This window comes from Anaerolineales bacterium, from assembly GCA_003105035.1.
Lineage (GTDB): Bacteria > Chloroflexota > Anaerolineae > Anaerolineales > UBA4823 > FEB-25.
On record PQAL01000043.1, the window covers coordinates 95,003 to 120,306 of the forward strand.

A 25,304-nucleotide genomic window follows, 5' to 3' on the forward strand; every position below is an offset into this window, starting at 1 on the left:
CCTATCTGCTTGTTTCCATGCCTTGTAGAAGACACCGATTTAATTAGGGTTGGCGCAGCGCCTGCCTGGCCAGCAGTAGTGCAGCCAGGCTTTTTCCATCCATCAGTTCTCCCTGGGCTGCCATCTCGTAGGCTTTCTCAGCCGGGATGGTTTCAAGGGTCAGGAATTCGTCCTGGTCTCCAGGTAGCGGGTCTGGGGAGAGCCCCGTGGCTAGATAGACGTACATATACTCTGTGGAGTATCCTGGTGCCAGGAAGAACTCTCCCAGCTTCACCAGGTTCTCTGCCGCAAAGCCCGTCTCCTCGCGGATCTCCCGCCGGGCACACACTTCCGGCGGTTCCCCTGCACCCAGCGTGCCGGCTGGCAGCTCGAGCAGCTCCTTACCGGTGGCATGCCGGTATTGCCGAACGAACAGGATCCTACCGGCCGCGTCCACTGGCAGGATGGTGACAGCCCCTGGATGTTCAATAATATCCAGGGGCGTGCTGTACTGGTTTGGGAAGCGCACCTGGTCGCGCCGAACGTTGAATGCCCGCCCCCGATAGACGGTTTCCTGGTTGAGTGTCTCTACGATCATTTTGCTCCTTAAAAACTACGAAGGTTTAAACAGGATGTGTTTAAACCTTCGCAAGTGTCGGTATGGTTCCTAGGGGATGATCAATACTTCTCCGGCCGGTAAATCACCCGATTGCAGGCTGTTCTGCAGGGCAATCATGTCGGGTGAGACGTCTCCGTAAGAGCAGGCGATCGTGTTGAGCGTGTCACCTGACTGGATTTTATAATAGTCAGGATGCGGCTTCAGCGCCCGGTCTCCTGCGAAAGTGTTACCCGTCTGGGGGAGCTTTAAGACCTGCCCCGCATAGGTGTATGAGCTACCCGAGAGTCCATTCAGGCTGAGCAGCTCGTTGATATCTACATTGAAGCGGCGGGCGATGCAGAAAGGATATTCACCCTGCGCCAGCGTATAGCTATCGGGTGGCCCTCCGGGTGTGGCCTGTACATAGGTTACGGGCGTGTCAGTAGCCACTGGAGCGGGCGGAACACTCGTTGCAAATGGACTGACCGGTGTGGTCGTGGGAATTTGTCCGGGTGCTGCTGGCGTCACGGTCGCGAAGCCTGGTAGTGCCTGGGCTGTCTGGGTAGCGAAGGCAGACACATCAATACTACCGCCTGTTCCCTGGCTCGCTTCTGGTACCGGGAATTCACTGCTGCTAGTTTCTGGGCCTTTTGAGGCGGGGAGCTTGCAGGAGGTCAGCCCGACCATCAGGATGCTAACCAGCACAAGCAGAATGAACGTACGTAGAGTGGTAGTGCGGTTCATAAGATTATCGTCTCCTTCACCCACGGCCAGGCAGTGCCGGGCAAATGATTAGCATGTCTTGGCCGAACAGCGGCGTCGTAGATGATACTAGCATATTCCCAAACCTGCGTCAAGCAAATTAACGGTGCGGTTTTTTAGTGGGAGACACTTCAAATCGGAAGTCGCAGATATCCGCCCCTTCCATGATCGTTTGGGTGCGGGTGAGCGTGATATCGGGATTGAAGCCTTGTAGCAGGGCGAAATCGCGTTCGCAAGACAGCACCTTGCCCAATTCAGTGATGCCCAGGTGAGCGTACATTTCTGCGTATCTGCAGCGGTAGACATTGAAGCAGAATCGCTTGCGCGTTTGCTCGAGCACCTCGGTTTGGATGGCGTTGTCTTTCTTCCACGCTTCGGTCGCCAGCGCAAAGTGTTGCAGGTCATTGCATTCCATGCCGGCTGCCATCTGGGCACCTTGCTCTCGGGCAATGTCCTGGATGACCTTGCGGGTGATTTCCCACACCTTTTCACGGTCATATTCCACGCACAGGGCTTCCAGCAGGGGGGCCAGGATACGGGCCTCGATCTCACGCCGGTTGAGCAACCCGACAACATTCATATAATCAACGGGGATGGATGGATCATCTTCCATAGCTTAGGATTGGTTGCAAGGATTGTGCCATCTGTTTATGATTTGTTGGGATTATCCTGGAACGCCTGCGATGGCTCTTCCAGGTCATCGTCCAGCACCCGGCCAGCTGCGAAGCTCATGCCCTGGATAAAACCCCGCGCCTGTTCGGTTAATGGGTATCCAGCCTGCAGGTCATTCCAGAACGCCGCTGAATGGTTGGGGTATTTGCGGTGCATCAGCTCATGTGCGATCACGTAGTCAATGACCCAGTCTGGCCAGCCTTTGATCTTATCGCTGATGCGGATCTCGCCATCGGTTGGGCCTCCCCGCGTGCAGCTGCCAATGCGCGCCTGCATGTTGCTCACCCAGCGGATGTTATTCCATTGTAGTTTGCCCTTAAAATATTTATGGTTGATCCGCTCCGCCCGCTGGTGCAGCTCGGCATCCGTCCGCCTGGCGCGTACCGCGCTGGCTTTGTCCACCTGGCTGGCTACCTGCTCCAGCAGGGCTGCCACACGGTATCTTGGCAGTCGGTACGGTATGCGTAAAAGCAGGGAACCATCCGGCAGCCGCTCCCAGCGGGATGTCTTGGTCAGGCGTTTATCCCTTTTCAGGTTGACGATCACCTGCTCGCCCTGCTTGTTTCGGATCTGGTAGCGCTGGTATTCCATTACCGCTTAGCCTGCCGAAAAACCTGGCAACTCCACTACTTCCTCGCCAATTTTCACCAGGTGGTAGGGCATCCAGGCTACCCCGAAGATATCCAGCAGGATGTCCTTCTTTTGTGCCGAAATGGGGATTTCGCTGGTCTGGCTGGCAATTTCTGCCCATTTATCGCGGATGGCCTGGGTCGCAGTCGCTTTTTCTGCCTCGATGTCAGCGATCTCCTTCTGGTAGTCCTTGATTGCCTCCTCCGATTCCTCCACGTCGCTTTTGGCATTGGAGGTCATCCTGCGCTTGCTTAGCGATGAGCTAATCGAGCGTTTGCGTCCAAAGCCCAGGATACCTGCCACCGCCTCAAGCCCTGTACCCAGCTCCTCCATTTTTCGGCTGGAGAGCTCGGCTTCGTCCTGTTTCAGCTCACGCTGCTCGCGTTCCAGTTTATCCTTCAGGATGCGCAGCTTGGTCTCATAAGTCAAAGAGACTTTTTTAGCTTCCGCTTCGCTGGCTTCCTGGGCGGCCCTGCTGCAAGCCGCATGGAAATCTCCCTCGCTCACCTCCGGCCCTGCATACACCTTGAGGGTATCATTCGCACGAATGTTGATCTGGGCTGCCCGGTAGGACCAGTCTTCGAAATCTTTTTCCAGGGCATTCATTACCTTTACATCGTTCTCCGGAGCCTGGAGCGGTGCAAAGCGTGCCTGCGGAGCAGGTGCTTTATCCAGGCGCTCCGGGTCAATTTTTGGGCTCGGGTAATTATCCCAGCGCACGATTCCCCTGCGGTCCGGATTCGCTACCAACGCTGTCTTGAATAGATCGATATCGAGCTTGTATTTCAGGCTCACCAGCCGGGCACTGGTTTGCCCGAGGATCACCGGGCGATAGACCAGACCCTGGCTGAACGCTTCCGCTGGGTATTCTCGCTCTGCCGCTTTGAATGCCTGGGTGAAGGTGAGGTTGTTGGGCAGGAAATACTCCTGTATACCGGTTGGGATTGTCGGTCGCGTGGCCGAGAACCCTGCTGGGCCGGAAGTCCCACTTGCCGTGGTTGGAACTGCAGCCATCGCTGCCGGTGCCTGTGTGGCGGTCGTCCCTGCTGGTACAGTCATGGGTGGCGTAGCCGCCGGTTGTAGGCTGGTCCCAGCCAGCTTGTTTAGCTCGGGGATTTGCGTGCGGGTCAGCGGCCCGGCCAGGTAATTCATCGCCCAGCGTGTCTGGAACAAGGCCGGTCCCTTGGCGTTCACGTTGTGCAACAGGAAGACCCGCTTGCCCAGGGTGGAGATCAGCCGGTCATAGGCTGCCCGGTCAAGTCCGCCCGCCATGGCGCTGTCCAGCCCGTCCAACAGGCGTTGCTTGTCCTGGTCGGTCTGCAGTTTGCCGATCATCCACGTCCCGGCGTTCGAGAGCGCCTTATAATCCACATCCACCGGGTTCTGCGTCACCAGAACCTGTCCGACCCCAAAAGCGCGCGCTTGCTTCAACATGCGCAGCATCGGCTGTTTGGAGGGTGGGTTGGCTACCGGCGGTAAATACCCAAAGATCTCATCGAAGTAAACCAGTGCACGCAGGCTGGTTGTGCCGGTCTGGCTGCGCATCCAGGTTTCCACCGCTGAATACAGCAGGGTGATGAAAAACATGCGTTCCGCGTCGCTCAGGTGGGAGATGTAAAACACACTGTGGCGGGGTTTGCCATCCGCAGTGTATAAGAGGGAGGCAATATCGAGCGGCTCACCCTCGATCCATACCTGGAAAGCGGGTGCAGCCAGGATGTTATTCAGCAACATCGCCAGCGCAAAGCGGTCTTTTTCGGGGAAGAAGGTATTAACATCGAACACGCCTAATTTCGGGAAGGGCGGCGATTGGGTCTGCAGGATCAGCTCGCCCAGGTCGAGGTCTTTGCCCTGCCTCCAGGCATTTTCAAAGATGTTGGCAAGCAGGATGTGTTCGCGTGAGCGGACCGGGTCGATATCCGTCATCCCCACCAGCCCCAATAGGGCTGTCACCGTGCCGGAGATCCTTTCCCGCAGCGTCTCCTTGTTGGTTTCCCACGGAATGGTGGGCGCCTTGAATGATGCCAGGATATTGATCGGGATGCCCGCATCCGAGCCTGGGGTGAAAATGGCAAATTTGGCCGACTCAGACAGAGTCTGCAGGCGTGGCTGGTCGATATTCCAATCCGTTAGCCCTTGTTTCCACAGCTGGGCGGCGTCTGCTGCAGCTTGCTCAAGCGACTTTCCTGCCCGGCGCGCTTGGTCTGGGTTGACCCAGGGCTGAAAATCCTGTGGCAGCAGGTTGGGGAAGTGCAGCAATGTATTGGTGATGTCGCCCTTGGGGTCGATCATCAAGGCCGGGATGTGGTTCAGTGCGGCTTCTTCCAGCAGGTCGATACACAATCCGGTCTTGCCCGAGCCAGTCATGCCGACCACCACGGCATGCGTGGTCAGGTCTGCCGGCTCGTACAAAAGTACCTGATCCGTCGTTTTGGCTTGCTGCGGGTCATAAGCCCGTCCAAGGTAAAATTTCCCACCGGTTTCCACCATCATTCACCTCTCTGTTTCTTCATAAACAAGCTGGAACTCATTTATATACACTCCCGCAATATCAGGGTTATGGATAATGAGCGTGTTTTCATCATTATTATACTCAGCGTTGTTGCTGAAATTATACGAGCCGGTAATCACTTTTTGCCCATCGATGATGATGACCTTGTGGTGCATCAGGTGGGTGTTGCCGTCCAGCCTGACGTCTACCCCGGCTTCAGCCAGCGCTTCAAACTCGGTGCCTGAATTGCTCTTGTATTGATCCTCGTCAAATACCCCGCGCACTTCCACGCCAGCCTGCGCCTGTTCGATCAGCGCGGCCCTCAGCTCATCGGACGTAAAGGAGTATGCCATAAAGTAGATGCTTTCCCTGGCGGAGTTGACAGCTTCCAGGATATGCTCCAGGGTGCCATCCTCCGGGGAGAAATATACCTCGATCGCGCTGCCGTTGATTGTGAACGTGGGGTAAGGCGTCTCGGAGTGTTTCTCCTTACTGAACGCGTCATTCACAAACATCTGCTCGAATTCCCGGGTGTAGTCTTCTGCCAGCTTGCTCGAGCGTAGCCGAATCAGGTTGTTGTTATCCAGGTACCCGCCTCCTGTCGTGAAGTTCATCGAGCCAGTCCATACTTCGCTGCGGTCGATGACCACGAACTTGTCATGCATCAGGCTTTCGTGGCGATCACCCAGCACTTCAATTCCCTCGGTTTTCAGGTCCTGTACCTCCTGCTCATCCATGTTATCACTCTCGACCACCAGGCGGACGTCCAATCCCCGCCGGTGTGCCAAGATGAGCGCATCCTGGATGGACCACAGGTTGAGGTCGTATATTGCCATGACCACGCTTACGCGTGCCTGCTCGATCGCGGCTGCCAGGGCTTCATCCGGACCACCCCTGAAGGTCGTTGCTTTGGGGTTGTTGGGCTCGGTGAAATAAACCTCATACCATCCGCTCTGATTGTCCAAAGGAGGTGAGGGTGTGATGCCCACCACCGATCCTATCGCCGTAGAACAGGCACTGGTGGCAAAGATCATGGCTAAGAGGATCAGGATGCGCTTAATCAAGGGAGGCTGGGTGCACTTCAGGGGCTAAGCAATGTACCAGTGATTATAGCTTAAACATAATCCTTCTTCGTAATATAAAAAAGCCGGCCTGATTAATCAGACCGGCTTGTTGATCTACCCGCTAATGTTTCATTTCTTTGGGCATCTGGATCAGCCCGATGATGTTCCCTTCCGGTCCCCTGACCGATGCAATCAGCTTGCCCCCGCCTACATCTTTGATTTCCTGCACCCGTTCAGAACCCCCATCCAGCAGGATCTGCAGGTGTTTCCGAATGTCATCGACATGATAGTAATCGATCGGGCCACTATGGCCATCTTTATCGCCGTTCGGGTCAAGCCCGATTTCCTGGCCGTCGATCCGGTACCCAACATAGTAAGGCTCGTCAACGTATGGCTGTGTATCCAGCAGCCTGCTGAACATTTTTTTGGCCCGGTTCAGGTCTTTAACCGGGTAGATTACCGTTCGTATTCCCTCGTTCATAGGTCACTCCTTTCCACATGGTTTTCCCAAAGCAAAGCCTGTTGGTTGCCATTAGATTCCTGATTCAGGTTCTGCTCCGGAGAGGGCTAATAATCCCTCTTTGATGAAACCTCTTCGCCATGATCGATGAGTGCTTGAAAAAAGTTATCGTGAGGCTTCTTTCCTTAATCCGTTGCCGCCGGTGCAGTGGTTTTTACCGGGACGACGGCTGTGGCTTGCAGGAAACCGACGTACATCAATATCGCGCCTAAGAACTCGCTCAGGTACAAGAAATCCGGCAGCCCCAATTGAATAAACGTGCCGCCCATGGCAGGCAGGATTGCGCCTGCTGCAATCAGGATATTACCCACCATGCGGTTGAACAAGATGCGCTTACGCCAAAATATGAACGCGGAATAGATCGCCCCACCCACCAGGGTGAAAGTACCGTAGATGTTGAGCAGGATCGTCAGCAGGGTTACCAATCCCGAACGAGTCAGGATATCTTTATACTGTGAAGATAATGGCACACTCGGGTTATATGTTGCTGCAGCCGAGGTAATAGGCGCCATAAATACCAATACGATTGCCAGCAGGCTGATGATGATAAGGACATAGTTCAACATCGTCGCCACACCCCGTCTCCGCACCAGCAGGTTGACCGTGCCTTGCCCAAGCCAGGCAGCGGTCAGCATGGCACCACATAAGTACCACAATTTCAGTGCAGCTGCGTTGAAGGTGAACAGCAAGATGACTTCGGTCAGTGCTCCCAGCCCATATAGGACCAGTCCGATGCCCCAAAACAACAGGTGGGCACCATGCCGGGTTCGGAATCGGCTGAAAACTGCCGCGGCAAAGATGAATGTGATGATCGTGGTCAAAATTGGCAGGTAATGCATTTTTTCTCCGTGTTTAGTGGAATATTAACTATCTTAAGTTAATGTGAGCTGTGCTGAATTGCCTCGTAAGTATCCAACAGGGTAATGATGATGATGTCAGAAAATGAGTTCATCTTGCGGAACAGTTCGGACCAGATTTGCGGCGAGCGCACATCTGCATTTTCATAGGCCGATAGGATGGCATCCATCACTGCGGTACGGAAAAACTGGAAGGCATGGGCTGCTTCTACACTGCTCAATCCTACTCGTTGTCCGCGTGAGGCATATTCATACCCCAGTGAGCGGGCTTCGGCGTCTAATCCATCGCCATTGGACGTTAAATGGCCGATCAGCCCTTGCACTAACGAGCGTCCACTCAGGCGGTATTGCTCGCGGGCATCATTGTCCATCTTGCGATACCAGTTTTCGCTTTCCAGGTTGCTTTCACTGATCTGTACCCGGGTGTTCCGTAAAACATTGGCGTATACCGAGGGTGCCTCCGGAGTCGCGCTTTCCCAGTGGGTATGCATGCGTAGCTCGACATCCGACCGTCGGAAGCGCCGGTGTCCCCCTTGAGTTCGCTGTGAAGGGAGGTATCCATGATCAGCCCAGGCTCTGACGGTGCTCGGATGAACTCCCAACTGTTGTGCTGCCTTGCTCAAACTCAGCCATTCGTCCATAAAGCATCCTTAATCGACAAGCTAGAGTAGAATTCCCAACTTTATCAGCTTCTAAGTAAATAAACAATGTAGATTTACTTAGAATTTGTATAAAAGATTCTAAGGATGGTAAAAAAACTGGGCTGCCCTAAAAGCAAGCGGGGCAGCCCAGTTTGGCTTTAATTGAGGCTCAGTTGGTTATTTCTTAGCCAGATCCCAATAAGACATCTCCACCACCCGGTAGGTGTAGTTGGTCGTATTTTCAGGACTGACGAATACGCCATAACGACCGGAGGTGAATTTATTGTCGAAGATTTCGGCGATCTGGTTACCGTTGGCATATACTGTGATTGTGTTACCGATGAACTTGATCCCCATCACGTTTTGCTTATTGGTGCCAGCAATGATATAGCTGCTGGGTGTATAGCTTACTAATTCTTTTGTTGTATACGGGTTGGCTCCGTCTAGCCGGAACACCCACAAAGAGCCGTCGCAGGTGAAAGACACCACATATCCATAGGATACACCGGCCTGGTGTTCGGGGCCGCGCACGATCAACCCGTAGGCATCTTTTCCGGCACAGCTGCCCGAGTCAAAGGTGGACTGCAGGTAGAAATCGCTCAGCTCGCGCCATTGGAAGTACCAGGTACTGAACCCGGGCATCTTTCCCGTTACGTAGAATTTTGCATCGATCTCACTGATCTTAATATAGCTGGTGTTCGGAAGCAGTCCGGTAGTCGGGTTCGTCCAATCATTGATATTGCCGCCGGTCATTGGGTCTTCAAATGTCGCTGGCCCGTAGACTGCTACCGGGTTGAACGACCCGGTGATGGGCGTGACGTTAGCAGTAGGCGCGGCTTGGCCGGGTGGGATGTCCACCGTCAGGGTGTAGCTTGATTTGCCATTCCCGGCTGTCATGCTCAGGTAGTAATCCTGTGTCGCTGGCAGGGTGCCCGACCAGGTGGTCTGTTGTGCGGAGCTGTTCAGCAGAACCTGACCATCCGCCCCAAACACTCCCAGATACACATCTCCGTTGGGGGAAGCCAGCTTTACGCTCATCGTCTGTGAGGCATTGGCTTTCAAGACGTAATACAGCGTCTGGCTGGTGTCTACAATGCCTTCAACCGTGGCACCTGTCCCGCCGGCAGCAAACTGGATCCGGCTGGCAGACGGTAAGGTTGCCACTGGAACTGCGGTTGGAGGGGGTGACACCTCGGTCGCTGGCACCGTACTCGTTGGAATCGGGGTGGCTGGTACCAAAACCTGGGTGGGTGGCAGGGAGGTGTTCGTCGGCTCGGCTTGAATGCCAGTGGTCGTTGTTGGTATTATCGGCTGCTGGGTAGCGACGGGTGGGGGATTACCGCTCGCCGGTAACTTACAGGCGGTAACTGCCACTGCCAGTATTGCCAGCAGTGCACAGGTGAAGATGATTTTCTTTTTCATAGTTGCCTCCTTAGCGCCCTTGCAAGTGTCCTATGCTGATATTCTACATCATTTTATAAATCGGTTGGGAAGCTTTCAGTGTTGTTGGGAAGGAAAAATGGCTTATGCATCGTAAACACGGATGGCAGCTGTGCCTTCCAGAGGGCAATAATGCTCGCAGATCCCGCAGCCGATGCACAGCTCTCGTAACACGGAGGGGCGCTGCACCGACGTCACTTCACCACTTGCATCCACCACTTCCGCTTCTTCCAGGCGGATAGCTTTCTGCGGCGTGGGGCACATCTCCTCGCACACGATGCACGCCAGCCCGCTTGCCCAGGGCAGGCAGCGGTTACGGTCGATGCTGGCTTTTCCAATCACTGCCATGCGCTTTTCCTCCAGGAGCAGCCTGGGGATCGCTCCGCTTGGGCAGACCTGCCCGCAGGCGGTGCAGCCATAGTCACAGTAACCCACGCGTGGCACCACCAGGGGTGTCCACAATCCAGCCAGCCCTGCTTCAGTGGCTGCCGGTTGCAGTGCTGTGGTTGGGCAGATCTTCATGCACTGCGAGCAGCGGATGCAGGTGGATAGGAATAAATCCTCAACACTCACGCCCGGTGGGCGAATGCGCCAGGGATTGTCCTGTTGCAGGTGCAGGTCGGTGCCGAGCAGTAACGCCCCGGCTGCGCCGGTTGCCAGGGCTCCCAACGCTTGCCGGCGGGTCAGGTCGAACTCGTGTTTTGGGGCTGGTTTTACAGAAAGCCCAAAACGGATATCTCCCGGCTTGCAGCTGGCAAAGCAGTCCAGGCAGACTGTGCATTCGGATGGCATGATGTGGAAGTTTTCCGGGTTGGTGTCCACCGCTCCTGGCTTGCACACCACCGCACAGCGTGTACACTGCGTGCAAGCGCTGCCGATCAACGGGCGGAACAGTGAAATCTTGGAGAGCAAACCCAGTAGAGCCCCAAGCGGGCACAGGTACCGGCACCAGAAGCGGTGTGCCAGCATGTTGAGGGCCAGGATGCCTGTGAACATCCCGGCAATCAGCAGGCTTTGGGCGAACACAGGCTGCTCCACCGGGATGACCACCCCCCGCACGATGCCTTCAAAGCTATCCAGGGCTGGCGAGAGCACATCCACCCGGTAGAGAATCGCCTCCACGCTGTTGATGGCATAGAATATCGCGGGCAGGATGGCTGTGGTCAGTGTGCGCGTGAAGATGGCGATTGGGTCCAGTACCAGCCAGGTCAGTATACCGAAGAGTGCTCCTGCCAGGCTGACGGCCAGCAGGAAGTATTTCACCCATCTCCACTGCGGCGAGATGGTTGCTGAGCGTTTACGGGCTTTTTTGAAGGTTACCCATTCCAGCAGGCTGCCGAGTGGGCAGATCCACCCACACCACGCTCGCCCGATGATCAGGGTCAACCCAACGGTGACCAGTGCCAGGGCCAGCTTGGGGATCCAGCTTCGGCTGGCCAGCATGGCCCCCAGGGCAGCCAATGGATCCAGGCGGAAGAAGATATCGGAGAGTGCCGGGGCGACCCTGCGTTCCACCACGGCAAAGATCAGGTAGATGTAGACTGCGAAAAATAGTATTTGGACGGCCTGCCGCACCCGCCGCCAATTTTTCCAGCTCATCAGAGCTTGAGCTCCTGGATGTTGATGCTTGACAGGTCCAGCGTGCCCAGGCCCATCTTGGCGCTGGCTTTGATATAACCGATGTCCTCCCCGCTCATGCCAAACAGGGTGGTTGCATACGCATCCGCTGCAACAATGTCCCGGCTGGCAATGATGGTATCCATCTGTTTCACGTCTGCCAGGTCGCCACCGGTCGGGCCGTGCCTGGTCAGGATGCGCACCGCGTCAATCACGGTCAGCTCAGGCATCACCAGGCTGGTCAGGTCGGCAATGCGCTGTGAGAGGTTGATGTGCATCAGATTGCGGTCAAGGATTACCCCCATCAGGTTTTTTCCCCCCAGGGTCAGCTTGGTCGAGCCGTGGTTCTTTGCGATGGGCACGTTGATCAGCAGGTCAGCATTCAAGATATCCGGGTAGATCTCTACCGAGCTGATATCCTTGCCTTGATGGATATCTACCACTTCATATTTGGAACGGGTCATCACGTGCATCTCCCCACCCGCTGCTTCGACAGCCTCCTTTATCCCTGAGATTTCATACGCCGACTTGGCCGTGCCTCCGAATGGATAGTCCATTACCCGCACCCGCTTGGCACCTGCTTCCAGGCACATGCTCACCAGCGTTGCCACCACCGTGGGGTTGGTGGTGGAGGCGTATTCGGGCGGGTGGTAATCGGTGCAGATATTGGGCTTGATGATCACGTCGTATCCTGGGCTGACGAAACTGGCCATGCCGCCCAGTGCTCCGATGGCTGCTCTCGTGATCGCGGCTGGGTCTGGCCCGTGCGCTACAGCCAGGTACGCCGGAGTACTGGTCGCTGAAGGTTCAGGGCTGGGGCTGCCTGGCTCTGCAGGCGTTGCCTCACCTGCCGTGGGTTCAGCCGGGTTGGTAACCGTGGCTGCCAGGCTCGAGGTTGGGTTGGCTGGCGCGATTTGTTCTGTCGGTGTCACCTTAGTTGGCAAGCTTGTGCTCTTTGCGGGGCTACAGCTTGCCAGGGCTGCACCTGCCGCCACAGTGGCGGTCAGTTTGATGAACGTCCGGCGCGAGAGGGGGTGTCGGCGTGTCATAGGCAATCTCCGTAGGTATACCTGGTAGAGGAGCAACAATAAAGTCTGGTTAGGGATGTATTATAAATGCGAATCCTTCACTGAGCAAAATTCGCAGCTAGCGCAGGCTGGTTTTATGGGTGCTGGTTTTGATGAAACGTCTTGGAATACCAGCTCACTCTCTTGGCACCACTGAAGTTATAATCCTCTCATGCCTTCCTATCCAGTTCCACTCCATGAGATTCGCCGCGAGCTCGTCATTGCTAATTCGCGTTTCATTGCCTGCCTGGCCCCGGTCTTTTCCGTTGATGAAGCCAAAGGATTTATACAACGCATCAAGGCTGAGTTTCCTGATGCCACCCATCATGTGCCGGTCTACCTTGTTGGCCATGCTGCTTCGGAGATTGCCCACTGCTCGGATGCGGGTGAGCCTTCGGGTACCGCCGGCCGGCCTGCCCTGGCGGTGCTACGTGGCAGCGGGTTGGGCGATGTCGCAGTGGTGGTCACGCGCTATTTCGGTGGGACAAAGCTGGGCACCGGCGGGCTGGTGCGGGCCTATTCTGAAGCAGTGCGCATGGTTGTGGAGGCAGTGCCGCGCGCCGCGAAGGTGCTCACCCACACGGTTATGCTGGTTTTCCCCTACACCTACCTGGAGCGTATACGCCTGCTGGTCTCTGCCCACCTCGGTGAGGTGCTGGATGAGGATTTCACCGCCGAAGTGACCTTGACTGCCCGGTTGAGGGTGGAGGAACTACCGGCTTTTCAGTCTGCCTTAAGTGATCTGACCAAGGGCAAGGTGACCGCAGAGATCATCGAGACCACTGAGATATTGATGCCGCTAACTTTTAAACCATGATTTATATGATTTAATGATTACTATGATTAAAACAGTGCTGATTTACACTGCCCATCAATAGTATTTGGATTCAACATGTGTAAGATTTCATAGTCAATCATATGATCATTAAAATCATCGTTCAAGACAATAACATCTGAACCATGATTTTTATAATTGCTTGATTGGCATGATTTCCAGGCTCCAAAATCATCCTCTATCATGTAAACAATCAAATCATATATCTCGATGAAAAATTTCTGAATTGTGAATTGCTTTTCTGACCGCCTTGACCCATAAATCATGGTCCATCATATAATCACGTAAATCACAGTTATAGATGGTCTATTTACTATGAAGAATCCCATCAATCCCCAATATTTGCATTCCGACCTCACCGCAAAAATAATCGCTTGTGCTATGGAAGTTCATCGCGTGCTCGGTAATGGTTTTCAAGAAGTCATTTACCAGCGTGCTTTGGAAATTGAAATGCATTCCCAGGGATTAGATTTCACGCGTGAGCATGAGATGAAAATCTACTACAAAGGCGTTGATATTGCCACACGCCGGGTGGATTTCTTCGTTGAAGAAAAAGTCATGGTGGAGATTAAGGCTGTGATAGCTTTAGAGGATGTCCATCTTGCTCAGGCGATTAATTATCTTGAAGCTTATGGATTAGAAGTGGGATTGTTACTAAACTTTGGCTCGCGTAGCTTGGAATACAAGCGCGTGATGAAACTTAAAAAGCACGAACCATGATTGATGTGATTAAATGATCAGCATGATTTTTCCAAGGTTTTAATCATAGTCCATCATTTAATCATTCAAATCATAGTTCATGACAAAGCCGTCTGGATCAAGATTTCTATGATTAGCATGATTTTAACAAGGTTCTAATCACAGTCAATCAATTACTCATTCTAATCACAGTTCAGCTCTACAGCATCATCAGCACCCGTTCGTGGGCGGAGAGCTCCCGGTACAGGTTGTCCAGCTGCTCCTGGCTCTCAGCCTTGACCTGCACCGTGATCGAGACGAATTTGCCGTTCCGTGAGAGCCGGCTCACTACAACATCCTCCTCCGCTAGCTCGGCATGCTTGCGGATGATCTCCACCACCAGGGTCTCAAAATCATCCTGGTTGGCCCCCATGACCTTGACCGGAAAGCGGGTTGGAAAATTCATTAGGGGGGTGATTATACCCTACTGGCTGCAGCCCTGTATGCTCGCCGTGCCATCCCAGCCAGCCAGGCGTGCCGAAAGCCACCAGAATGCCTGTCCTTTCAAATAACAATTCAACGAGTGGGAATGGGCACAGCTAATTGCTGGTGATGGGCAGGTTCCAGGATGGCTGTCGCACCAGCTCTGGCACCAGGGGCAGCTGTCATCGGGGTTGGGGTAAGGCGTGCCGTCCGGCAGCCAGCTTTCAATATCGGCGAAGTCGTACAGCACCTTGCCATTTGCCATTACGTAATTACGCACCATGTTGTTGTTGCGATTAAGCGTCGAATCACCTGTGCTGCCGTCGGTGTGCCCTGTCATATATACGAAGCGCACCTCAGGATATTCCCCCTCCAGCTGGGTCATCATGTCCAGGTACTGCTGCACTTCGCCAGTGCTAAGCCACGACATCTCGCCGCACCATGACCACATGAAGGCATTGGCTTGCGGTGCCGAGTTAAGCATATTGCGTGCGTTAGCCAGAAAAGCGCTTGCACTCCAGCTAAAACCGCTGTTATAACCCATGCGCAAGTAGGGTGGGTTGCTTTGGTCGGGAGGGATGATCCACTCCTTGAGAAAATTGTAGACGGGAGGGCTGTCATGGCTGCTTATATAGTCAGCTCCTGCCCAGATTTGCGTGCCATGCGAAGTGGAGCCGTAAGACCAGACCACGTTTTGCTTGGCAGCCTCGATCCACACGGATGGTATTTGGGTGATATCCCGGCTGGTGTGGTCAATGATGATTGCCGAGTGAGGCTCAGCCTCCTGAATCATCGGCAGGTAGAAGATATTTTCAGCCTTTGGGCTGGATAAGCTTCCATGGAGCACGACCTCTGGGGGCGAAGTAAAAGCCAGCGTCAACCTGGCTGAAACCAGCACGACTACGACGAATAGAATAACTGCCCCAACATAATAAAACCAGGGAACTTCTCGAATTGTCCGCATGAGAGCCTCCGCACCATCATTCCGCCTGTTTTGCCAGATCCGTGATCATCTCCAGCATGTGTTCGTAATGTGACCCTTTCCAGTAAATCTGGTTGCAGGATGGGCAGATGCGGAACTCGTTATAGTAGATCTTGGTCAGAGGTTCCAGGCGCTCGAGGATGTCGGCCTTGCTGACCACCTCGAGTGGGCTGTTGCATCTCAGGCAGCGTTGAAACGGTTTCACCTGCGCCACCAATCTGAAATGCCTCAGCACTTCACCTGCCTGCCGGCGTGGGTCAGTTTGATGGATGCAGTATCCGTGCCTGATTACCTTGCGCATCAACAGCCGCCGGTCGCGTGTTAAAAGCACGCGCTGCTCCTCCATTGCCATGCTGGCGAGCTCTTCATCCTGATAGTCATTCCGGTATTGGCTGTCGAAGCCCAGCATGCGCAGATATGTAGCTAGTTTACCCAGGTGGTTATCCAGTAGGAAGCGTGCCTCCCCTTCCAGTGGCGAGTCGGGGGGGTATATTTTTATCTGGTCACCTTCGTGCAGGCGTTGGTTGATATCCACGGCTTGCCCGTTGACCTGTGATTGCCCGATCTCTGTGTGCGGCACGCCCAGCGATTCGATCATGTGCTTGAGCGATTGGTGAGGTGCGAACTCCAGGGTGAACGAAATATCCTTGCGGTAGTGGGGCAGGAAGTCGTTCAGCTCCCCAACGAAGGAAAACGTGGCTTTCATGGAAAGCTCAGCATTCCCGTCAAGCCAGCTTCAACCTCAAGGCAGACCAGTTATCATCGATCGAGATCATCGCCACACCCTGCAAGCCTAGCGTTTGCGCATATGCGTTGATCGAATCGCGGTTGATATCAGTCTTCACCTTGGAGGTGCCTTTGTGATAGGTCACCCACAGCATGCCTTTGGCTGCCAGGAGATCCTTGAGTTCAGGCAATTTTTCCTCCAGCTCGGCTTTATTTGAGACGAACACTTGGATTGCTTCCACCTGGCAGCTTGAGTCACTCAATAATGTAACGCCTTCGGGTGGTTTACCAAGTGCCTGGATATATCCGGCTGGTGGGTTCACCACCAGGAACCTGGTTCCCGGTTTGACAGATAGTTTTTGGATGATCGATTTGTCCGCCATATTACCTCCTGATATGCTTGGCGATATTCATATCATAACGGTTATTCGCCGGCATTATAGCCTGATACCCGGTTTTTGGTGTCTCTTTTCCAGGCAATTTGATCAGTCCACGTTATTTGGGGTGTTTCAGATTCCGTTTTAGTATATCGGACCCTGCATCGGCGCGCATCATGGCGATCGCCACAGCAGGGAGACTGGCAGCGCTTGGGTAGATCAGGTATCTTGGAGACCAGCTTGGGTCGTACTTCGCCTTGAATTCGTGCAGGCCTTTGAAGTTGTAGAACTGGTTAATGTGTTCGTACACATAATGCAGTGCCCGTTCGAAAGTTGGATCGGTGGGGTGCTCCCCAATACCCGATAAACCACTCAGCCCCATATTGAATGTAGCATATCCCTCAGCCCTGGCCCATTCGATCAAGTTCACAAACAGGAAGTCCATCTGCCCCTTTTCTGCCTGTTTACGATGGCGCATAAGGTCAATCGAGATCTCGTTAACCTGATATTCCGGGATGATGTTCGCAAACGCCTCGATAAACCCTTCGGGGTTATGGATAACGATCAGTGGGGTGCTGTTTAGATAATCTTTATCGAACCATCCCAGCGAGAAGTGCTTCTCAGTGCCGTGCATCGAAGTCAGCCATTCATCGCTGATCTGGTGCAGCTCCTGCATGAGCTCGGCAGGATGGGGAGGTTGCCGCACTTCCGCCCGGTAACCCAACTTGTTCATCTTGTTCACTCCGGTGCGGATGTTCTTTTTATCACCCCCGGCGATGCTGAAGGTGGTCAGGTCGATGATGGCTTCGTGGCCGATACACACTTCGTGGTAACCCAGCTCATGATAAGCCTCCAGGTTGTCTGGTAACACCTGTGCATAAGCGGCTTCCCAATCATTCCTCTCACACAACTCCTTGAATCCAGCAATAGTGCTTAGCGTCTCTTCAGTCGGTCCAATGGGGTCACCCAGTACCAGCGCGATGCGGCCCTCCACCGCATACCCGATCACTGATCCACCCGGGCTGAAATAATACAACTTATCATTAAAAAGGAGCATGCGGGCGATTGAGCTACGGCCGTAAGCCTCAATGATTTCCTGGGCCTTGTACCGTTCTTCCTGGGTCGGCCCGCGTCGCACCAAAACGGGTCGGATGAGCATGATCAGGGCATAACCAATGGTTACTGCCCCTACGATATAAATCGAGCTAACGAAGTAACGTCCGAAACGACCGGTGGGCACCACGCCTGGGTTATAAAATTGGGTGAACATCACCACGGTCTGCCGTGCCGCGCCCAGGATGCTGAAGCCGGCTTGTTGGCCAGCCACGATAAAATGCCGGTTCAGCAGGTAAAAACCGAGCACGCCGTACAGCAAGGTGAAGACCAGGGCTGCCAGCAGAGCTAGCAGTCCCTGCCTGACGGACGGCGGGTCAGATTGGGCATGGAAATATGGGCGCAGGTAGATCAGCCAGGCTGCCAGGACTGCTGCCAGGATCGCCTCTTCGTAATCCAATCCCTTAAACAGGTGCACAGGCACCGTTAGGATCAAAATTGTCACGGTCAGTACCCAGGCAAGGCGTTTGCGCCTCCACAGCCCATTGGCCAGGATCAACAGGGCGAATCCTGCCAGCACCGAGGTCAGGTGACCGCCTATGCTCACTCCAAAGGGAGAATATTGTTCAAGCATCACCATCCGGGTGTGTAGCGTGGGGGTCAGCCCGGATAGCACATCAATGATCCCCATCACCGCCGTCAGGATGGCTACCAACCGCACACCCCAAAGCTCGCTGGTAGTTTCTTCCTTTGCGCCAAAGTATTTCAAGCGCCGCAACAGGATGAACCCAATTGCCAGTGGGATCCAAAATGTCAGGCCGCGAAAAGCGAGGGAGATGATGGTCGCATTAGCCAGCGGCACCCCCAGGGAGGCGAATACCAGGGTCATCATGCCTTCCACCACTCCAATCCCCTGGGGTGTCACGGCGATGATCCAGAACAGGATGGCCATCGCATACCCCGCCACCAGCATCCCAAAATGCACCTTCTGGTGAAACGCCAGGAATAGTGAGTAGAGCATGCTCAGGTTGATCAGGTGGGCAACGAAGGCGATTCCGATGGTCTGCATCAGCAATGCGGGTCGTGCCGCAATGGCAATTGCCGCTTCGGTGAACTCAGCGGTGTTATTCTCTACCCAGCTGTCTTCCAGGAAAGCCGGGCGGTTGAAGATGCGCGCCATCCAATTGGCAAACCGTTGTGCCCAGCTGAGAATGCGTCGCAGCCATAAGGGGCGCCATAATCCCAGCAACAGGAAGGAGGTCAATCCCCCAATGACGAGCAGGAGCAGGGCTGCGGTGAGGCTCTCGTAGTATTTGAGATTATGGTGGGTGAACAGGTAGATCATCCCGGTCACCAGCACCACCAGAAAGGCTGAAAAATCCGCCACCATCACCAGCAATGTGCCGACTGTCGCCTTGGCGGCAGATTGTCCGCGCCTGGAGGCATCATCCACAAAGACCGCCATCCCGCTAGCTCCGCCAATCGGTGCCGCCACATTCATGAATATGGAGATGAATGTCAGAGGGATCAGTTCGACTAATCGGCTTTGGATACCGACCGTCTGGAAGGCTGAATGGTAGATACCTGTATACGTGGTGAAATAGACGATCATAAACAGGATGGCCGCCACTACCCACTGCCACTGACCTTGCATCAGTGTCTCGGCTATCTTGGTGATATCACTGAATCGGCTGATCACCACCCAGAGAAAGATGATAACCAGCAGCCAAAAAATCCATCGTCGCTTCATGCTGCCCCCAGGAATTCTAGCAATCCTAATTCATTATAATCATCCCCTACGCTCTGTCCCGTCTCATATTATTAGTGCGCTATTAGATTGCAGCTCGCCACTGGTGGCTAGTGGATTCAGGGTTTTCACAGCCTCATTTGCGTTTTTTTGGTTTTGGTTGGCTGGCTGAAAAGCCCGGGAATTCCGGCGCCCCCTGTGTACGCATGCGCTGTTCCTCGGTGACCAGGCTGACTTTTGGCCCTTCTGTCCATTCTCCACCGTTTAGCTCATCCGTGGCAAATAGGATGGCTTCCTTCGGGCTGTTGGCCCAGATGGTCTTAGCATAGGGCTCGATCGAGTTGGCCGCGTAGCTGCTGGTCTTTTGCTTCTTCCGCCCCCCTTGCTTGTTGGCGAACAGGCCCTCGACGTAATATTGTGGCATGTCACACCTGCCTGTCATTCTCCAAATAGCGCCGCTGGCGCTTGGATCGTCACCACTTCTCCCCGGGCGCAAACCTGTCCATTGGCGGATAGCCAGGCATCCATCACCACCTTGCGACCTTTGATCTCCTTGACCTTTGCCCGGATTTCCAGGGGCACCCCCAATGGGGTAGGTTTGAGGTAATCCACTTTTAGCGAAGCAGTCACGAATCTGAATGCTGGCAGGCTGTCCATGCTGCGTCCTTCCGCCTTGTAAGAAGCGGCTGCGGCCGTTCCTGTGCAGTGACAGTCGATCAAAGACGCGATCAGACCGCCATAAACATACCCAGGGATGGCGATATGATAGTCTCTTGGGGTGTAAAGGCACACGCTTTCATCCCCATCCCAGTAGCTCTTGATCTGCAGGCCACGTTCGTTCAGCCGTCCGCAACCATAACAGTAACTCACATTGTCAGGATAATAATCCTGGAAAGCTTTTTCACTCATCGCTTTGCTCCTATTTCTTTGGCTGCCATCTCGAGGATCGTATATCCATCCTGGACCAGCTCCTCCAGGCCAGCTTTTGCTCCGTCGTCCAGCTGCTCACCTGCCTCCATGCGCTCTATATATCGTAACAGCGAGCCACGTAACCCGCTTGCCCGGTGAGCATAGGTGGAATCGACTGAAAGGTGCTCAAGGCGGTTTGCCAGCTGCCTGGTTAGCTCTAAGTCTTTATCAGCCCGAACTCTTTTCAAGGTAACTATTTCATCCAGCTCAATTGGCCTCTACCATGAAACGATTTTGGTAGGCGTCAGCTTGATCAGCACGTTTTCTGGGTCCTTCAGCCACGACTGTGGCTCGGGCTCATTCAAACCATCCTGCCCGAGATAGCGCAGGTAAATTCGGCTGGCAACTTCACTCACCAGCTCACGCGGTTCCGACACCAGCTCCACCGTGCCTTCCAACAGCACCGCCGTGAGCTTACCCCCTTCCTGCTTAGATTCGATCAGCACCGCCCCGCGTGGGTTGATCTTCAGCTCGCGTATCTTTCGGGTGCTGACGAAGCTGCTGATCCATACACAGTCTCCATCCCACATGAACCATACCGGAACGACATGCGGTTGCAAGGTCTTCGGGTTGGTGGTAGCCAGCCGGGCTAACACCGCTTCTGCAAGCACCGTTTCGATTAATGCCTTCCTGTCGTTCTTGTTGTCATCCGCCATGGCATTCTCCACCGAATATTCTCGCTGGAGTATAGTACAAAATTTGGCGCACTACAACTCTTGATTTAAATCACGAGAGCCGGGTCAGGCCCGGCTCTCAAAAAGGAGGAGAAAAGAAAACTTCAACTATGTTTATCATAACTAATTACTCACAAGTCTGCTTGACGGTTCAGTGACGATTACCCGACGATTACCCATCAAGTTCGCCGGGCTGACGCATGCGCTTGATGATGCCCCGTCTACGTTTGGTCTCCAGGCGACGCAAGGTTGCCGTTCTGCTTGGCCTGGTTTTTTGACGCGGCCTGGGCTCTAGGCTGGCTTGGACGATCAGCTGGGTCAAGCGTTCCATGGCTGCCTCCCGGTTGCGTTCCTGGCTCCGGTATTGGTTTGCCTCGATAATTAATATTCCCTCGCTGGTGATTCGCCTGCCAGCCAGGCGGATCAGCCGTTGCTTGACTCCCTCCGGGATGGATGGAGAGCCTCTGACGTCCAGGCGCAGTTGGACTGCACTGGAAACCTTATTTACGTTTTGTCCACCGGGCCCTGGGGCACGTAAGAAATCAAACTTGAGCTCGTCCTCGTTCAGCCAGATGGATGGTGTGATCGCGATCATCAACTAAGTATATCAGCCAGATCATGCCCTGGAACAATGATCACTTGCTCGTGTTATTCTGTCCTCAGGTATCATCAATCCGTTTTTTGAGCTTTGTGATTAATCAAAGCCTAATGATTAACTTCCCGGCAGTTGTTGACACCCCTTTTATTTAAAGATAATATACTTCTGCTGATCATTGAAAACGGGGTTGTTTTGATGGACGATGTGCTAATAATTACCTTCCCTGAATGCTCGTATCCGATTTCCCGACCTGTTATTTCAGGGCAGGCTCACTTAGATTATTCCAATCCCGTTGCCATTATTACCCTTCCATTTTGATCGTCGCTGCTGTTATCCGGACCTTTCTGGGAGTTTCAACTGGAAATGGGTTCTGGATTATTTCGATTGATGCTTGGTCAATAGGGGTCATTCTTTTACTGGAGGGTGTATGCCAAAGACTGTTGTAGCAGCTGCTTTGGGGGAATGTGTTCATGTTGCCGGGGTGTTGAGTTTTCTGCGCCTCGCTGAAGCTGCGGGGTGGCGTACGGTTTTCCTCGGTCCAGCCGTTCCCATTGAAGTCGTTTTAAGTGCAGCTCGGCGCGAGCAGGCTGACCTGGTAGGGGTGTCTTACCGCCTCACTCCCGAGACCGGTGAACGCCTGTTGGGTGAATTCGCCGAGGCAGCTGATACCCTGCGTACCTCGGGAGTGCGTTTTACCTTTGGAGGCACCCCTCCAGTGGCTGAACGAGCTGCCCGGTTGGGTTTCTTCGAGAGAGTCTTTGATGGCACCCAGCCCCCTGAAGAGGTCCTGGCCTATCTAAAAGGGCAGGTTGCACCTCAGCTTTCCGCATCCGATTATCCACGCACCCTGGTTGAGCGCATTGCGTGGAAAGCTCCCTATCCGCTGCTCAGGCATCATTTCGGTTTGCCCACCCTGGAAGCCAGCTTGAAGGGTGTTGAGGAGATTTCAGCTGGCAAAGTCCTGGATGTCATTTCGCTAGGGATCGACCAGGACGCCCAGGAAAACTTCTTCCACCCCGAGAGGCAGGATCCTCGCCGCAAAGGTGCCGGGGGTGTGCCGGTTCGCACGGCGGGCGATTACCGGGCATTATTTACTGCCAGCCTCCGGGGGAATTACCCGCTCATGCGCACCTATTCGGGCACCGATGACTTTATCCGCCTGGCTGAAATGTATCTCAATACTATCCACAATGCCTGGTGCGCAATCCCGCTCTTCTGGTTTAACCAGATGGATGGCCGCGGTCCCTGGGATCTGGAAGGCTCGATTCGTGAGCACCAGCAGGTGATGGCCTGGTATGGTGAGCGAGGTGTCCCCGTGGAGCTCAATGAGCCGCACCATTGGGGGATGCGCGATGCCCCCGATGTGGTCTTTGTGGTTTCAGCTTACCTCTCTGCCTATAACGCTCGCGCTTTCGGCGTCACCGACTATCTTGCTCAGCTGATGTTCAATAGCCCGCCCGGTACCTCCGATGCCATGGACCTGGCCAAGATGCTGGCGGTATTGGAGCTGATCAAGCCCCTTGAAGGTCCTGAGTTCCGAATTTGGCGGCAGACCCGCACAGGCTTGCTTAGCTACCCGGTTAATATTGCTGCCGCCCGTGCCCATCTGGCTGCCAGTATCTACTTGCAGATGGCTCTACGACCGCATATCATCCATGTGGTTGGCCACACAGAAGCCTTGCATGCCGCCGAGGCGGGAGATGTCATTGAAGCCTGCCACATGGCTCGCCGGGTGGTCGAGAATGCGCTGAGTGGTGCCCCAGACCTGACCGCCGATCCGGCTGTCCAGGAACGCTCCCACCAGCTTGTCTCTGAGGCTCAGGTCACCCTGCAAGCTATCCGGAAAATCGCACCAGATAGCGTGCCTGATCCATTTATCGATCCGTCCACCCTGGCGCGCTCCGTCCACATCGGCATTCTGGATGCGCCTCAGCTCAAAAATAATCCCTTTGCCCTGGGGCGGGTAGAAACACGGCTGGTCAATGGTGCCTGCCTGGCCGTTGATAAACATGGGATACCATTGGCCGAGGCGGGACGTTTGGCAAATTTCTTGTCATAGGAGGAAAGCATGTCTGATAAATTTAATATCACTGTGATTGGTGCAGGGCATGGCGGGAAAGCCATGGCGGCTCATCTGGCGCTGATGGAATTTCCAACCTTGCTATTCAATCGTACTCCCGACCACGTCGCGGCCATCAAAGAATTGGGTGGGATATACCTTGAAAGCAATCTTACCGGCCCACGCGGTTTTGGCCGCTTGCAAATGGTGACTTCGAATATTGCTGAAGCTCTTGAGCATGCCAGCATGATTATGGTAGTGGTCCCTTCTTCTGCCCATGCTGATGTTGCCCGCAGTTGTGCTCCATACCTTAAAGATGGACAGATCGTCATCCTTCATCCCGGGCGTACTTGCGGGGCCATTGAGTTCAACAAGGTGATTCGCAATAACGGATGCACAGCCGATGTCACCATCGCCGAAGCTGAAACCTTTATCTATGCCTCCCGCTCTGACGGTCCAGCCCAGGCGCGCATCTTCCGCATCAAGGAGGCTGTTCCCCTGGCAGCCTTACCTTCCCGGCGTAACCAGTTCGTCCTTGACCGTGTGCGCGAGGTATTTCCGGTGTTCATCGACGGCGGGAATGTCTTGCAAACCGGAATGAATAACATGGGCGCCATCTTCCATCCTGCCCTGACGATCTTGAACTCCGGCTGGATCGAATCAACCCACGGAGATTTTCAATTCTACATTGATGGCGTGACTCCCTCGGTAGCGCGTGTCCTCGAATCCCTTGACCGTGAGCGCGTGACGGTGGCTGCCTCGATTGGCATCCGTGCCCGCACCGGGATGGAGTGGTTGAAGCTATCCTATGACGCTGAGGGTGAGGACCTGAATGAGGCTATTCATAACCAGCCTGGCTATTATGGCATTAACGCCCCCCCAACACTGAACCACCGCTATATCTTTGAAGATGTTCCCATGAGCCTGGTACCGATTGCTTCCCTTGGGCAGCGATATGGGGTTGCAGTCAGCGGAATTGATGGCATAATTAAATTAGCCAGTATAATACATCGTACCGATTACTGGCGTCGTGGCCGTACCATTGAAAAGCTGGGAATTAACAATCTGAGCACCGATGAATTGATCCATTATGTGACGGAGGGCACCTTGGAATCAGGCGGATGATTTCTGGACTGCCCCGTAACTGGGAAGGAAGACATGGAACAAATTGATCAATCAAATATGGTGATTCTTATGGTGGTACTGCAAGCTCAGGATGCCGACATGGTCACTGCCTCCCTGAAACGATCCGGTGTGGTAGCTTACGAATTATCCAGCACGGGTGCTTTTCTTGGCAGAAAAAACGTCACCTTGCTTATCCCTGTGGGATCCGACAAGGTTGAGCTGGTCGTGTCGGAGGTCAAGCGTAACTGCCGGCAGCGTATCGAATATGTGTCTATGCCTATCGAAGGTCAGCCTCTTCCCATACCCAGTCCAATACCGATCACAGTCGGTGGTGCCACCATCTTCATCCTCGAAATTGATCAATACCTGGAGGTGCTGCAATGAAACTGATGATCGCCATTGTCAATGATGCCGATTATGACAAAATCGCCCGGCAGCTGACCGATGAACAATACCGGGTGACCTGCATTGCCTCCACGGGTGGCTTGTTCCGTCGGGGCAGCACTACTTTATTAATTGGTCTGGAGGAGGATAAGATTCAACGCGCCGTGGAAATTATCAAAGAGCATACTACTGCTATCGAAGCCGCTGGCACGCATAAAGCTGCTATCTTCGTCCTCAATATTAAAGAATATATTCGCGTATAGGTTGGTACTGTTT

Annotated in this window: 29 protein-coding genes; 6 read left to right on the forward strand and 23 right to left on the reverse strand. The window is 54.1% G+C overall.

Translation table 11 applies throughout. The features are described 5' to 3' along the window. Window positions 1–43 precede the first annotated feature (43 nt). From C3F13_19015 to C3F13_19070, 12 genes are all read right to left on the reverse strand, one after another. On the reverse strand, window positions 44–577 hold the full coding sequence (locus tag C3F13_19015; protein ID PWB49492.1) for an ADP-ribose pyrophosphatase: 534 nt from the start codon (window positions 575–577) through the stop codon (window positions 44–46). Between the two features lie 69 nt (window positions 578–646). Continuing rightward, window positions 647–1,321 carry a hypothetical protein gene (locus tag C3F13_19020; protein PWB49493.1) on the reverse strand — a complete coding sequence of 225 codons (675 nt, stop codon included), beginning with the start codon at window positions 1,319–1,321 and terminating at the stop codon, window positions 647–649. Between the two features lie 118 nt (window positions 1,322–1,439). Next, window positions 1,440–1,904 carry a hypothetical protein gene (locus tag C3F13_19025; protein PWB49604.1) on the reverse strand — a complete coding sequence of 155 codons (465 nt, stop codon included), beginning with the start codon at window positions 1,902–1,904 and terminating at the stop codon, window positions 1,440–1,442. An 83-nt stretch (window positions 1,905–1,987) separates the two neighbouring features. Continuing rightward, a complete protein-coding gene (locus C3F13_19030) occupies window positions 1,988–2,602 on the reverse strand; it encodes a metal-dependent hydrolase (protein ID PWB49494.1) in 615 nt (204 codons plus the stop codon). A 6-nt stretch (window positions 2,603–2,608) separates the two neighbouring features. Further along, window positions 2,609–5,134 carry a hypothetical protein gene (locus C3F13_19035; GenBank protein PWB49495.1) on the reverse strand — a complete coding sequence of 842 codons (2,526 nt, stop codon included), beginning with the start codon at window positions 5,132–5,134 and terminating at the stop codon, window positions 2,609–2,611. Next, window positions 5,135–6,196, reverse strand: coding sequence for a phospholipase (locus tag C3F13_19040; GenBank protein PWB49496.1), 1,062 nt, complete (start codon window positions 6,194–6,196; stop codon window positions 5,135–5,137). It lies immediately after the preceding gene. Between the two features lie 121 nt (window positions 6,197–6,317). Then, window positions 6,318–6,677: a glyoxalase gene (locus tag C3F13_19045; GenBank protein ID PWB49497.1), complete on the reverse strand. Its 360-nt coding sequence runs from the start codon at window positions 6,675–6,677 to the stop codon at window positions 6,318–6,320. Between the two features lie 164 nt (window positions 6,678–6,841). Then, complete coding sequence (locus C3F13_19050) at window positions 6,842–7,555, reverse strand: hypothetical protein (protein ID PWB49498.1); 714 nt, start codon at window positions 7,553–7,555, stop codon at window positions 6,842–6,844. 38 nt (window positions 7,556–7,593) lie between these two features. Then, window positions 7,594–8,214: a hypothetical protein gene (locus C3F13_19055; protein PWB49499.1), complete on the reverse strand. Its 621-nt coding sequence runs from the start codon at window positions 8,212–8,214 to the stop codon at window positions 7,594–7,596. A gap of 177 nt (window positions 8,215–8,391) precedes the next feature. Next, entirely contained in the window at window positions 8,392–9,636 is a 1,245-nt protein-coding gene (locus C3F13_19060) for a hypothetical protein (protein ID PWB49500.1), read from the reverse strand. Window positions 9,637–9,738: 102 nt separating this feature from the next. Continuing rightward, window positions 9,739–11,253, reverse strand: coding sequence for a hypothetical protein (locus C3F13_19065; GenBank protein PWB49501.1), 1,515 nt, complete (start codon window positions 11,251–11,253; stop codon window positions 9,739–9,741). After that, window positions 11,253–12,320 (reverse strand): cytoplasmic protein, encoded by a 1,068-nt coding sequence (locus C3F13_19070; protein PWB49502.1) that lies wholly within the window; start codon window positions 12,318–12,320, stop codon window positions 11,253–11,255. The genes C3F13_19065 and C3F13_19070 overlap by 1 nt, the downstream gene beginning before the upstream one ends. Before the next feature lie 190 nt (window positions 12,321–12,510). Between C3F13_19070 and C3F13_19075 the strand changes: the two genes are divergently transcribed. After that, on the forward strand, window positions 12,511–13,155 hold the full coding sequence (locus C3F13_19075; protein PWB49503.1) for a YigZ family protein: 645 nt from the start codon (window positions 12,511–12,513) through the stop codon (window positions 13,153–13,155). 26 nt (window positions 13,156–13,181) lie between these two features. On the opposite strand, the gene C3F13_19080 is transcribed toward C3F13_19075, so the two are convergent. Next, window positions 13,182–13,439 carry a hypothetical protein gene (locus tag C3F13_19080; GenBank protein ID PWB49504.1) on the reverse strand — a complete coding sequence of 86 codons (258 nt, stop codon included), beginning with the start codon at window positions 13,437–13,439 and terminating at the stop codon, window positions 13,182–13,184. Between the two features lie 49 nt (window positions 13,440–13,488). Here C3F13_19080 and C3F13_19085 point away from each other — a divergent pair, with 49 nt between their 5' ends. Continuing rightward, window positions 13,489–13,893 (forward strand): GxxExxY protein, encoded by a 405-nt coding sequence (locus C3F13_19085; protein PWB49505.1) that lies wholly within the window; start codon window positions 13,489–13,491, stop codon window positions 13,891–13,893. 178 nt (window positions 13,894–14,071) lie between these two features. Here the strand turns inward: C3F13_19085 and C3F13_19090 are convergent, their stop codons facing one another. The 10 genes from C3F13_19090 to C3F13_19135 all read right to left on the reverse strand — a co-directional run bounded on the left by C3F13_19090 (window position 14,072) and on the right by C3F13_19135 (window position 21,457). After that, window positions 14,072–14,317, reverse strand: a complete 246-nt coding sequence (locus C3F13_19090; GenBank protein ID PWB49506.1) for a DUF493 domain-containing protein — start codon at window positions 14,315–14,317, stop codon at window positions 14,072–14,074. Window positions 14,318–14,335: 18 nt separating this feature from the next. After that, entirely contained in the window at window positions 14,336–15,298 is a 963-nt protein-coding gene (locus C3F13_19095; protein PWB49507.1) for a hypothetical protein, read from the reverse strand. A gap of 16 nt (window positions 15,299–15,314) precedes the next feature. After that, entirely contained in the window at window positions 15,315–16,022 is a 708-nt protein-coding gene (locus tag C3F13_19100) for a twitching motility protein PilT (protein ID PWB49508.1), read from the reverse strand. Window positions 16,023–16,041: 19 nt separating this feature from the next. After that, entirely contained in the window at window positions 16,042–16,425 is a 384-nt protein-coding gene (locus C3F13_19105; protein PWB49509.1) for a hypothetical protein, read from the reverse strand. 112 nt (window positions 16,426–16,537) lie between these two features. Further along, window positions 16,538–19,222, reverse strand: a complete 2,685-nt coding sequence (locus C3F13_19110; protein PWB49510.1) for a hypothetical protein — start codon at window positions 19,220–19,222, stop codon at window positions 16,538–16,540. Window positions 19,223–19,355: 133 nt separating this feature from the next. After that, entirely contained in the window at window positions 19,356–19,643 is a 288-nt protein-coding gene (locus C3F13_19115) for a hypothetical protein (GenBank protein PWB49511.1), read from the reverse strand. Window positions 19,644–19,657: 14 nt separating this feature from the next. Next, entirely contained in the window at window positions 19,658–20,128 is a 471-nt protein-coding gene (locus C3F13_19120) for a thioesterase (protein ID PWB49512.1), read from the reverse strand. Beyond that, the gene (locus C3F13_19125; GenBank protein PWB49513.1) at window positions 20,125–20,376 is read right to left on the reverse strand and encodes a hypothetical protein; all 252 of its coding nucleotides are present in this window, start codon (window positions 20,374–20,376) and stop codon (window positions 20,125–20,127) included. The genes C3F13_19120 and C3F13_19125 overlap by 4 nt, the downstream gene beginning before the upstream one ends. A gap of 30 nt (window positions 20,377–20,406) precedes the next feature. After that, window positions 20,407–20,844: a hypothetical protein gene (locus C3F13_19130; GenBank protein PWB49514.1), complete on the reverse strand. Its 438-nt coding sequence runs from the start codon at window positions 20,842–20,844 to the stop codon at window positions 20,407–20,409. A gap of 190 nt (window positions 20,845–21,034) precedes the next feature. After that, a complete protein-coding gene (locus C3F13_19135; protein ID PWB49515.1) occupies window positions 21,035–21,457 on the reverse strand; it encodes an aminoacyl-tRNA hydrolase in 423 nt (140 codons plus the stop codon). Window positions 21,458–21,887: 430 nt separating this feature from the next. On the opposite strand from C3F13_19135, the gene C3F13_19140 reads away from it, so the two are divergent. Genes C3F13_19140 through C3F13_19155 form a run of 4 tightly spaced genes read left to right on the forward strand, consistent with a single transcriptional unit; the run spans window position 21,888 to window position 25,291 of the window. Beyond that, window positions 21,888–23,519 (forward strand): methionine synthase, encoded by a 1,632-nt coding sequence (locus C3F13_19140; GenBank protein PWB49516.1) that lies wholly within the window; start codon window positions 21,888–21,890, stop codon window positions 23,517–23,519. Window positions 23,520–23,528: 9 nt separating this feature from the next. Then, complete coding sequence (locus tag C3F13_19145; GenBank protein PWB49517.1) at window positions 23,529–24,644, forward strand: NADP transhydrogenase subunit alpha; 1,116 nt, start codon at window positions 23,529–23,531, stop codon at window positions 24,642–24,644. A gap of 33 nt (window positions 24,645–24,677) precedes the next feature. Next, entirely contained in the window at window positions 24,678–25,028 is a 351-nt protein-coding gene (locus C3F13_19150; GenBank protein PWB49518.1) for a hypothetical protein, read from the forward strand. Further along, complete coding sequence (locus C3F13_19155) at window positions 25,025–25,291, forward strand: hypothetical protein (protein ID PWB49519.1); 267 nt, start codon at window positions 25,025–25,027, stop codon at window positions 25,289–25,291. Before C3F13_19150 ends, C3F13_19155 begins: the two co-directional genes overlap by 4 nt. Window positions 25,292–25,304 lie beyond the last annotated feature (13 nt).